The organism is Micromonospora sp. NPDC000207, assembly GCF_040300925.1.
Lineage (GTDB): Bacteria > Actinomycetota > Actinomycetes > Mycobacteriales > Micromonosporaceae > Micromonospora.
Genome location: NZ_JBEPEQ010000030.1, coordinates 41,092 through 52,208, shown reverse-complemented (window position 1 = coordinate 52,208; position 11,117 = coordinate 41,092). Strand labels below are relative to the sequence as shown.

Annotated in this window: 9 protein-coding genes and 2 pseudogenes; 2 read left to right on the top strand and 9 right to left on the bottom strand. The window is 71.2% G+C overall.

The features are described 5' to 3' along the window. A pseudogene (locus tag ABT336_RS10240) lies at window positions 1-242 on the top strand (hypothetical protein); the annotation flags it as partial. A gap of 297 nt (window positions 243-539) precedes the next feature. Further along, on the top strand, window positions 540-881 hold the full coding sequence (locus ABT336_RS10235) for an RNA polymerase-binding protein RbpA (protein ID WP_350896208.1): 342 nt from the start codon (window positions 540-542) through the stop codon (window positions 879-881). A 75-nt stretch (window positions 882-956) separates the two neighbouring features. On the opposite strand, the gene ABT336_RS10230 is transcribed toward ABT336_RS10235, so the two are convergent. The 9 genes and pseudogenes from ABT336_RS10230 to kdd form a co-directional block, all read right to left on the bottom strand. Next, window positions 957-1,508 carry an FxsA family protein gene (locus ABT336_RS10230; protein ID WP_350896207.1) on the bottom strand — a complete coding sequence of 184 codons (552 nt, stop codon included), beginning with the start codon at window positions 1,506-1,508 and terminating at the stop codon, window positions 957-959. Between the two features lie 57 nt (window positions 1,509-1,565). Further along, window positions 1,566-2,363 (bottom strand): polyprenol monophosphomannose synthase, encoded by a 798-nt coding sequence (locus ABT336_RS10225; protein WP_350896206.1) that lies wholly within the window; start codon window positions 2,361-2,363, stop codon window positions 1,566-1,568. A 53-nt stretch (window positions 2,364-2,416) separates the two neighbouring features. Beyond that, window positions 2,417-3,967: pseudogene (lnt, locus tag ABT336_RS10220) on the bottom strand (apolipoprotein N-acyltransferase). 415 nt (window positions 3,968-4,382) lie between these two features. Next, window positions 4,383-5,714, bottom strand: coding sequence for a glutamate mutase L (locus ABT336_RS10215; RefSeq protein WP_350896205.1), 1,332 nt, complete (start codon window positions 5,712-5,714; stop codon window positions 4,383-4,385). Beyond that, the gene (gene kal / locus ABT336_RS10210) at window positions 5,711-6,103 is read right to left on the bottom strand and encodes a 3-aminobutyryl-CoA ammonia lyase (RefSeq protein ID WP_350896204.1); all 393 of its coding nucleotides are present in this window, start codon (window positions 6,101-6,103) and stop codon (window positions 5,711-5,713) included. The genes ABT336_RS10215 and kal overlap by 4 nt, the downstream gene beginning before the upstream one ends. After that, a complete protein-coding gene (gene kamE, locus ABT336_RS10205) occupies window positions 6,100-6,858 on the bottom strand; it encodes a lysine 5,6-aminomutase subunit beta (protein ID WP_350896203.1) in 759 nt (252 codons plus the stop codon). Before kamE ends, kal begins: the two co-directional genes overlap by 4 nt. After that, window positions 6,858-8,420, bottom strand: coding sequence for a lysine 5,6-aminomutase subunit alpha (kamD, locus tag ABT336_RS10200; RefSeq protein WP_350896211.1), 1,563 nt, complete (start codon window positions 8,418-8,420; stop codon window positions 6,858-6,860). The genes kamE and kamD overlap by 1 nt, the downstream gene beginning before the upstream one ends. 23 nt (window positions 8,421-8,443) lie before the next feature. Next, on the bottom strand, window positions 8,444-10,045 hold the full coding sequence (locus ABT336_RS10195) for an amidohydrolase (RefSeq protein WP_350896202.1): 1,602 nt from the start codon (window positions 10,043-10,045) through the stop codon (window positions 8,444-8,446). Window positions 10,046-10,049: 4 nt separating this feature from the next. Beyond that, complete coding sequence (gene kdd / locus ABT336_RS10190; RefSeq protein ID WP_350896201.1) at window positions 10,050-11,111, bottom strand: L-erythro-3,5-diaminohexanoate dehydrogenase; 1,062 nt, start codon at window positions 11,109-11,111, stop codon at window positions 10,050-10,052. Window positions 11,112-11,117 lie beyond the last annotated feature (6 nt).

Sequence of the window (11,117 nt, the reverse complement as noted above, 5' to 3'; positions counted from 1 at the left end):
CGTCCGCCGCCCGCGCCGACGCCGACACCGCCGCCGCCCGCGCCGACGACCTCACCGCCCAGGTGGAGGCCGCCCGGGACGCCGTGGCCGCCGCCCAGGCCCGGCACGCCGACCTGGAGCAGCGGTTACGCGCCGCCCACGCCGACCGGGACGTCGCCGAGCGGCGGGCGACGCAGCTGGCCGACCAGGTCAGCAACCTCGCCTCGGCGTTGGCCCGGCTCGGCGCACCCCCACCCCGCTGACCCCACCCCGTGACCTGCGGCGCGTCGTCGGGGGATCCGCCCCGCACGGTACGGTCCAGCGGCTACGATGCGTCGACACCGAGGAACACCCGACCGGCCCCGTCAGCGACGACACCGGCGCGTCGGCGGTGTCGCACGAGCCCGGCCGGGGACGAGCCCGCCGGGCGACTCGCGCGGCCGGTTACCCTTGCGGGGGCGCGGTCCGTCGCGGCCACCACCACCCGGGGGCGGGAACAACCCGGCGACCACGGACCGTTACACGATAAGACCAGCACCACGAACGAGGGGAAGTCGATCATGGGCGAGCGCATGCTGCGCGGAAGCCGTCTGGGCGCGGTGAGCTACGAGTCCGACCGCAACACCGAGCTCGCGCCACGGCAGACCCGGGAATACCTGTGCGCCAAGGGCCACCAGTTCGAGGTGCCGTTCGCCGTCGACGCCGAGGTCCCGGTCACCTGGGAATGCAAGTTCGACGGCAGCGTCGCCCGACTGGTCGACGGCAACGAGCCGGAACAGAAGAAGGCAAAGCCCCCCCGCACCCACTGGGACATGCTGCTGGAACGCCGCTCCATCACCGAGCTGGAGGACATCCTCGCCGAACGGCTCCAGGAGGTCCGCACCCGCCGCGGCCGCGCCTGAGCGCACACACCACCGACGCGCCCCCCGGAAGGACGTTCTTCCGGGGGGCGCGTCGTCGTCAGCTGGTCCACCCGCTCACCGGCGGCGCGGCTCCACGATCTCACCCTCGATCGCCGCACCCGCGTCGACCACCGGCTCCGCCACCACCGTCGCCTCCGCCACAGGCCCCTGCCCCGAAGACGCCGGCTCCGGCTGCGGATCACCCCGGTACACCCGCACCTTCCGCGGACCGAACAGGTCACCGGCCACCATCGACGACACCCGCCGCTCCGCCGCCCGCTGCACCCCCGCCCGGGCCGCCGACCGCACCGGCGGCACCAACAACACCACCCCCACCAGCGACGTGAACAGACCCGGCACCGCCAACAACAGGGCACCCAACAACCCCAACAGCCCGTCGGTCACCTGCCGCCCCGGCGGCTGCCCCGACTCCGCAGCCACCCGGAAACCCCGCCACGCCCGCATACCCTCCCGCCGCAGCAACACCAGCCCGGCAAGTGACGCGGCGAACACCGACAACACCGCCCACCCGAAACCCAGCCACCGGCCCACCGCGACGAACACCGCCACCTCGGCCACCACGACCAACAGCAGCCCCAGCGGCACCAACCTCAGTCCCCGGCGCATGTCACCCCATCCGCTCCTCGGCGCGTCCCCGGCCCCTCCAGCATGACACGCCCGCGATCACGGCCACCGCACCTGACCGTCCGGCGTCCCGTGCAACCCCCGCCGCCACGCCGCCCGACGGTCCTGCACCGCCCACCCGGTGATCCGCCACAACGCCTCCACCACGATCCGGGGACTCATCTTGCTCGCCCCCCGCTCCCGCTCGGCGAACGTGATCGGCACCTCCACGATCCGCAGCCCCGCCCGATGCGCCAACCGCGACAACTCCACCTGGAACGAATACCCCTGCGAACACACCGACCCCAGATCCAACGCCGCCAACGCCGCCCCCCGATACACCCGATACCCGCCCGTCGCATCCGACACCGGCATCCCCAACGCCCACCGCGCGTACAGGTTCCCGCACCGCGACAGCAACAACCGGCGCACCGGCCAGTTCACCACCCGCGCACCGGCCGTCCACCGCGACCCGATCACCACGTCCGCGTCCCGGGCCGCCGCCAACAACCGCGGAAGATCCTCCGGGGCGTGCGACCCGTCGGCGTCCATCTCCACCACCGCGTCGTACCCGCGCCGCCGCGCCCACGCGAACCCCGCCAGGTACGCCGCCCCCAACCCCTCCTTACCGGGCCGGTGCAGCACGTGCACCCGCCCGTCGGCGGCGGCCAACCCGTCCGCCACCACCCCCGTACCGTCCGGACTGTTGTCGTCGGCCACCAACACGTGCACCGCCGGGTCGGCCCGCAGCACCCGGGCCACGATCGCCGCCACGTTGTCGGCCTCGTCGTAGGTGGGGATCACCACCAGCACCCGACCCGGCCGGCCACCCGCACCCCGTCGCACCGCCTCGGCCACCGTGCTCTCCTCCCGTCGACGCCGACCACCGGCCGGCCCGGGCACCACACGACCTAGTCGAGTCGACCGCGCCGCCGCGCCACCGCCGCGACCACCAGGACCGCACCGGCCACCACGACCAGCACCACCTCCGGCCACACCCCGACCCGAGTGGCCACGGTCCGCCCGTCACCCACCTGCATCTGCCGCGTCACCACCGCGGCGGTGTCGAACTCGGTGGCCTGGTGTACCCGCCCGTCGGGGGTCACGAACCCGGACACCCCCACCGTGGAGGCCATCAACCCCTCCCGGCCGTGCTCCACCGCCCGCAACCGCACCATCGCCAACTGCTGGCGGGCCTCGGCCACGTTGAACGTCGCATTGTTCGTCTGCACCGCCAACACCTGCGCCCCACCGGTCACCGTGTCCCGGACCAGCCCGTCGTAGGCCACCTCGAAACAGATCACGTCACCGAGGACCACCGGCCCCGACGCCACCACCCCCGGCCGGGTACCCGCCACGAAATCCGACCGCACCCGGTCGACCTGCGCACTGACCATCCGCGCCAGCTTCCGCATCGGCACGTACTCGGCGAACGGCACCGGATGCCGTTTCGTGTACAGCTGCGACATGTCGGCACCGGTGCCCGGCCGCCACAGGATCCCCGCGTTGTGCACCTGCCCGGCCTGCTCACCCAACAACACCGCACCCACCAGGATCGGCGCGCCGATCGCGTCGGCCGCCCGGGAGATCTCCGCCCCCGCCCCCGGGTTACGCAACGGGTCGATGTCACTGGAGTTCTCCGGCCACACCACCACGTCCGGTCGCGCCGCCCGCCCCGCCCGCACCTGCTCGGCCAGGTCGACGGTGGCCCGCACATGGTTGTCCAACACCGCCTGCCGCTGCGCGTTGAAATCCAACCCCAACCGCGGCACATTGCCCTGCACCACCGCCACCGTCACCCGCTCACCGGCACCCCGCCGCCACCACCAGCCCACCCACGACCGCCACCGCGAACGTCACCAACGGCGCCCCACCCACCGCCGCCAACCGCAGCATCGGCGAATCGTCCTGGCTGAACGCCAACCTCCCCCACGGGAAACCCCCGAACGGGAACCGGCCACGCACCGCCTCCTGCCCCACCCACAACACCCCGGTCACCAACGGCCAACTCCACCGCACCCGATCCACCACCGGCGACACCCACGCCACCGCCACCCCCAACACCGCCAGATAGACGGCCTGCACCACGGACAACAACACCCACGGCAGATAACCGGTGTGCAGGTTCGTCCACGACAGCAACGGCGCGAACAACGCCACCCCGGCCACGAACCCCACCGCCGCGCCCGCCCGCAACCGCCGCCGGTGCGCCGCCGCCGCGAACAACGCCACCCCCACCGGCGCCAACGGCCACCACCCGTACGGAGGGAACGCCACCAACAGCGCCACACCCGCCGCCACCGCCAACGGCACAGCCACCCGCAGCGGCAACGCCGCCCCCACGGGAAAGCCCCGACCAGGCCACCCCGCCCGCGTCCGCTCCCGATCCAGGGTAGTCACCGGCACCTCACCACGATCACCCGCCGAAGGCTACCCGCCGCCACCACCCACCGGCCCGCCACCACCCGGTGGCCACCACGACAAATCGGGGCGCGGCGTACGCCGCGCCCCGATGCTCCCAGGCCCTTCCCGGCCGGTGCGGCGAGAATGCGGCACGCCGACCTTCGGACCGACCCGACGGCAAACTGGCTGCCCCCGCCTGGCCGTTGTCTACTGGCCGTGCACCACACCCTGCCCGAACACCGGTAACCGCAGCCGGTCCGCGCCGCCCCGCCGACCCCCGTCCGCTGGACCTGGCCGCCGCAACACATCGCACCGTGTCACTCGGCCAGCGGACGAAGGGACGAAGCGAACAACAGCCGCTTCCCGTAGTAGGACTCAAAGACGGTACGTGCTGGACCCCCAGCCCTGTCAACCCGCCCCCGGCCAGTCGCACACCCGGTGCGGCGTGTCGCCCCCGCGCGTCGCCGACCATGCTCACACCGTGACGAACCGCCCCGCCACCAATGCCCGCGCCGCCCCCGGAAACTCCTGCGCCAACAACCCCGCAGCAGCCAACACACAGTCACCATCCACCACCGCCCGCGCCGCCCTCGGCACCGCCCAACCCCCCGCATGATCACCCAACACCGACCCCACCACCCCCACACCCCCCGACACACACCGCAACACCCCACCCGACCCCACCACCAACCGCACATCCCGCAGATCCCGCCCCGCCCACTCCCCCGACCCCACCCCCCGGGCATGCCGACGCACCGCCACCGTCACCGCCAACTCCGCGATCCGCCGATCCACCCCCACCTCCACCCCGTCCACCGCCAACCACCCCGGATCCGCCGCCCGCCCCCGCGCCGCCACCCCCAACACCTCCTCCTCACCCGCACCCAACAACCGCTCCCGCGCCGCCGCCCGCACCACCCCCGGCGCACTCCACCGCACCCCCAGATCCCCCTCCACCGTCCGCGCCCGCCACCACCCACCCGCCACCTGCCGCCCCGGCCCCACCGCCCGCTCGTCAGGAGTCAACACCGAATACACGTCAGTCGTCGCCCCACCCACATCCACCACCAACAGATCCCCACCCACCACCTCCGCCAACACCTCCACCCCCGACAACACCGCATCCGGCGTCGCCGCCCGCACCAACCGCACGAACCGCGACCCCCGCGACAACCCCTTCCCCCCGATCACATGCCGCAGGAACACCTCCCGGATCACCCCCCGCGCCGACGCCGGCACCAACTCCCCGATCCGCGGCAACACGTTGTCGGCCACCGACACCGGCACCCCCGCCCCCGCCAACACCCCCCGCACCTCGTCCCGCACCTCCACATTCCCCGCCACCACCGTCGGCACCCGCCACCGCGCCCGCGCCAACCGCACCGCGTTGTGCGTCAACACCTCCGCATCCCCACCATCGGTCCCCCCCACCAGCAACACCACATCCGGACGAGCCGCCCGCAACGCCGCCACCCCCGCCCCACCCAACCGCCCCGCCGCCACATGCACCACATCCGCACCCGCCGACAACCCCACCCGCCGCCCCGCCTGCGCCGTCACCAACATCTCGTAACCCACCACCGCCAACCGCAACCCACCCCCCGCCGACGAACACACCCGCCACGGCACCCCCGCCACCGGCAGACCCTCCCCCGCCACCCCCACCGCCGCCTCCAGACCAGCCATCACATCCGTACCGACCGACGTCCGCGCCGACCCCACCCCCACCACCACACCCCCGTCGACGTCGACCACCGCCGCCTTCGTGAACGTCGACCCCACATCGGCGCAGACCACCAGACTCACGACACCACCGGCACGACCACAGTGCCCGTCGCCGTCACCGCCACCACCGGCACCGCCAACACCTCAGCCGCCGACCCACCCCGATCCGGCCGCCCCCGACACACCACCCGCGCCTCGAAATCCACAGTCCGACTCCGCGACCCCACCCGCGTCACCGTCCCCACCACCTCCACCACGTCCCCCGCCCGAATCGGCGCCCGGAACTGCACCTGCGCGTACGACGCGAACAACCCCTCGTCACCGTCCAACCGGATACACACCTCCGTCGCCACATCCCCGAACAACCCCAACGCGTACGCCCCGTCCACCAGACTCCCCGCATAGTGCGCAGCCGAATACGGCACATACCGCCGATGCGTCACCGACACCCCCACCCGAGGATCCGTCACCGCCCCACCCCCCGACCCGTCACCAACGCATGCACCAGATACGACGCCACCTCACCCGGCGTCGTCCCCCGACCGAAAATCCGATCCACCCCCAACTCCCCCGCCATCGACTCGTCGAACCGAGGCCCACCCACCACCAACAACGGCCGCCGCCCCGCCGGCATCGCCTCCCGAAACGCCGCCGCCATCTCCCGCGTGTTGTGCAGATGCGCGTCCCGCTGCGTCACCACCTGCGACACCAACACCGCATCCGCCCGCTCCCGACGCGCCGCCTCCACCAACTCCGGCACACTCACCTGCGCCCCCAGATTCGTCACCGCCAACTCCCGGTAATACTCCAACCCCTTCTCCCCCGCCACCCCCTTCACATTGAGGATCGCGTCGATCCCCACCGTGTGCGCGTCAGTACCGATACACGCCCCCACCACCGACAACTTCCGCCGCAACCCCCGCCGCACCACAGCATTGACCTCCGACGCCGACAACGTCGGGAAATCCCGCTCCACCACCCGCACCGCCGACAGATCCACCAGATGACTCACCCGCCCATACACCACAAAGAACGTGAACCCGTCCCCCATCTGCCGGGCATGCACCAACATCGCCGGATCCACACCCATCCGATTCGCCAACTGCACCGCCGCACCCTCAGCCCGCTTGTCATGCGGCACCGGCAACGTGAACGACACCTGCACCATCCCGTCACCGGTCGTGTCCCCGTACGGCCGCACCACCGAACCCGCCCCCACACCCATCACACCCGCCCCCCTTCCAGAAGCTCCGTCGCCGGATTGAAATAACCCTCCTCCTGCCGCGCCACCCCGTCCAGACCCTTCCCCCGATCCGCCGGCCGCCGCATGATCCCGAACGTCCCCTCACCGATAGCCGTCAACAACGACCGCTCACCGATCCGCTCCAACAACTCCACCGCCTCCGACAACACCCGATGCGCCCGCCGCTGAACGAACCCACCCGGCGCCGGCACGAAATCCTCATGCAACCCACCCGCCGCCCCCAACACGTACCGCACGTTCTGCAAAGCGATGTCCCGATCCGACAACCACGGCGTCACCACCGCCTCCGTCATCATCCCCACCAGCAGAATCCCCTGCCCCGTCATCGCCCCCACCAAATTGAAGAACCCATCCAACAGATTCCCCCGAAACACATCCCCCGTCATGTGCTTCGTCGGCGGCATCCACTTCAACGGCGCCCCCGGAAACAACTCCCGAGCCAACAACGCATGCGCCAACTCCAACCGCAAAGAATCCGGAACATCCGGATCGATCTCGAACGCGTGCCCCAACCCCAACTGCCAGTCCTGCAAACCCGCCTCATGCGCGAAATACTCGTTCAACAACTGCGACACCGTCACCGTGTGCGCCTCACCCACCGCATCAGCAGTGGTCAGATAATTATCCTCACCCGTGTTGATGATGATCCCCGCCCGCGCATGCACCTGCCGCGAAAAACGCTGATCCACAAAAGTCCGAATCGGATTGATATCCCGAAACAAAATCCCGTACATAGAATCATTGAGCATCATGTCCAACCGCTCAAGACCCGCCAGAACAGCCATCTCCGGCATACACAACCCCGACGCGTAATTCGTCAACCGCACATACCGACCCAACTCCCGCGACGACTCGTCCAACGCCGCCCGCATCAACCGGAAGTTCTCCTGCGTCGCATACGTACCCGCGAAACCCTCCCGCGTCGCCCCCTCCGGCACATAATCCAACAACGACTGCCCCGTCGACCGGATCACCGCAATCACATCCGCACCCGCCCGCGCCGCCGCCTGCGCCTGCGGAATGTCCTCATAGATGTCACCCGTCGCCACGATCAGATACACCCACGGCCGCCGCACCGGATCCCCATGCCGCCGCACCAACCGATCCCGCTCCACCCGACGCCGATCCACCCGACGCACCCCCACCCCCACCGCCCGACGCGCCGCCCGACGCGCCACCCCCGCCGCCCGCCCCACCGGCACCTCGAACCGCACCCCACCACCCGCCGTTCGCTGCGCCAACCCCGTCACATCCCCGACCCCCTCCCGCACCAACGCATCGAACACCGGCAACGCCACCCCATGCCCCAACCCCACATCCGCCACCACCGCATCCACCAACCGGTTCACCCACGGAATCCCATCCGGATCCGCCCCCGACACCCCCGCCAACCGCAACACCGCCCGCTCCACCGACACCGTCGTATGACTCCGCGCCAACTCCACCACCGGCAGACCCACCCGACCCGCCAACTCCCGCGCCCGCCCCACCACCACCGGATCCAAACCCAACTTCCCCACCACGCCCCCCTCACCACCACGCCCGCTCACGACGCCCCCTCCCCGAAAATCACCTCACCACGCAACACCGTCCGCCGACACACCGGCAACGGCGTCGGATCCCCCACCCCCCGCAACTCCGGATCCGCCGCCACCAACACCGGCAACCCCCGCTCCACCCCCGCCGGCGTCGACCACACCGCAAACGTCGCCGGCGCACCCAACGCGATCACCCCCTCGTTGTCCAACCGCACCGCCCGCCACCCACCCCGCGAATGCGCCGCAAACGCCGCCCGCACACTCATCCGCTGCCCCGGACTGTGATGCCACACCGCCGCCCGCACCGAACCCCACGGATCCAACGGCGTCACCGGCGAATCCGACCCGAACGCCAACGCCACCCCCACCCCGTGCATCGCCCCCATCGGATTCGACGCCAACGCCCGCTCCGACCCCAACCGCGCCGCATACATCCCACCCTCCCCACCCCACAACCGATCGAACGCCGGCTGCATCGACGCCACGATCCCGAACTCCACGAACCCCGCAATCAACCGCCTACTCATCACCTCCGCATGCTCCACCCGATGCCGCGCCGCCCGCACCCGCTCCACACCCAACCGCCGCGCCGCACCCGCGAACCCCTCCAACACCGTCGAGATCGCCGCATCCCCGATCGCGTGAAAACCCCCCTGCAACCCGTACGCCGCACAATCCACCAGGTGATCCCGCACCTCATCCGCCGTCACGTACCCATGCCCACACCCACCCGGCTCACCATCCCGATAAGCCACCGACACATGCGCCGTCCGCGACCCCAACGCCCCATCCGCAAACAGGTCACCACCCGCCCCCACCGCACCCAACTCCCGCGCCCGCGCCGCACCACCCAACTCACCCCAATAGCCGTACACCTCCGGCAACCCCACACCCGACAACCCCAACACACCGGTGAAATCCTCCTCATCCGAAATCACCGGACCACCACACTCGTGCACCGCCGCGATCCCCAACGACGCCGCCCGCCGCAACGCCACCCGCTGCGCCGCCACCCGCTGCGCCCGCGACACCGACCCCCGCGCCGCCACCCGCACCACATGATGCGCGTCCCGCCGCACCCACCCCGACCCGTCGAACCCCGCCGCCGACACCACCTCCGGACACGCCGCCAACAACGACCGCGACACCAACGCCGAATGAATCGACGCCTGCGACAGATACACCCGACGGCCACCCGCCGCCCGACCCACCTCGTCGGCATCCGGCAACACCGGATCCGCCCACCGCGACTCGTCCCACCCGTGCCCCAACACCACCGCATCCGACGGCAACCCACCGGCGAACCCCGCCACCGCCGCCAACAACTCCCCCGCCGACCGCACCCCCGACAGATCCAACCCCGACAACGCCAGACCGGTGTCCGACGTGTGCACGTGCGCGTCCACGAAAGCAGGCGTCACCAACCCACCCTCCACATCCACCACCCGATCCGCCGCCGGCGCGTCCGCGTCCACCCCCAACCAGGCGATCCGCCCGTCCCGCACCAACAACGCCGTCGCACCCGGCACCGCCGGACAGTGCAACACCCCACCCCGGTACAACGTCGCAGGACCCGGGCCCGACTTCGAAAGGTTCGAGGCGTTCGTCATCACGTCAGTGTGCCGCCAAACGAGCCGCGAAGAGGGCCCGCACCCCCGGCTCCGAACGCACCAACTCCAACGCCGACTCCGCATGCCCCGGCACGTAACCGTTACCCACCAGCATCGTCACGTCCGCCGCCAGGCCCTCCGCCCCCAACGCCGCCGACGCGAAACTCGTCGCCATCGAGAAGAACACCACCGTCCCACCGTCGGCAGTGCCCAACACCGCCCCGTGCTCACACCCCGACACGTCCACACACACCACAGTCACGTCCGCCGGCACCCCCAACGCCGTCGTCACCGCCGTCGACACCCCCACCGGATCCCGCGCATCCGCCACCACCACCGCATCCGCCACCCCCGCCCGCTCCAACGCCTCCCGCTCCGCCGACACCGGCACCACCCCGACCGTACGACCGGCACCCGCCCGCCGCGCCGCCACCAACGACAACGACCCGCTCTTACCCGCCCCACCGAGCACCGCCACCGTCACCGGCCGCCCGTCACCCTCCCGACTCCGCCGCTGCACCTGCTCGGCCACCACCCGCCCCGTCAACGCCGGCGCCCCGCACACGTCCAACACCGCCAGGGACAACTCCGGATCCAGATCCGTCGGCAACGCCACCGCGATCGACCGGGCGAACAGGATCGCGTACCCCTCACACGGCACCTGCTCGCTGCGCCCGTCCCACCGGACCAACCCGTCGGTGACCGCCAACGGCGTCAACGTCAACGACACCAACGTGGCCACCCGGTCCCCGACCCGCAGCCCCAGGGGCGACCGTCGACCCGCCTCGGCGACGGTGCCGATCAACATCCCACCCGAACCCGTCACCGGGTTCTGCATCTTGCCCCGAGTCTCGATGATCTCCAGCACCTCGGCGCGGACCTTCTCCCCGTCACCACCGTGCTTGTCCCGCAACTGACGCAGGCTCGCCGCGTCCAGAGTCAACCGCTCCACCCGCAACCGCACCTCGTTCGGCCCGATCCGCGGATCCGGATCCAACCGCCAGGCCGCCTGAGGCAACACCCCCGCCGGCTCCACGACGCGGTGCAAACCCACCGGTGACGTCATGCCAAC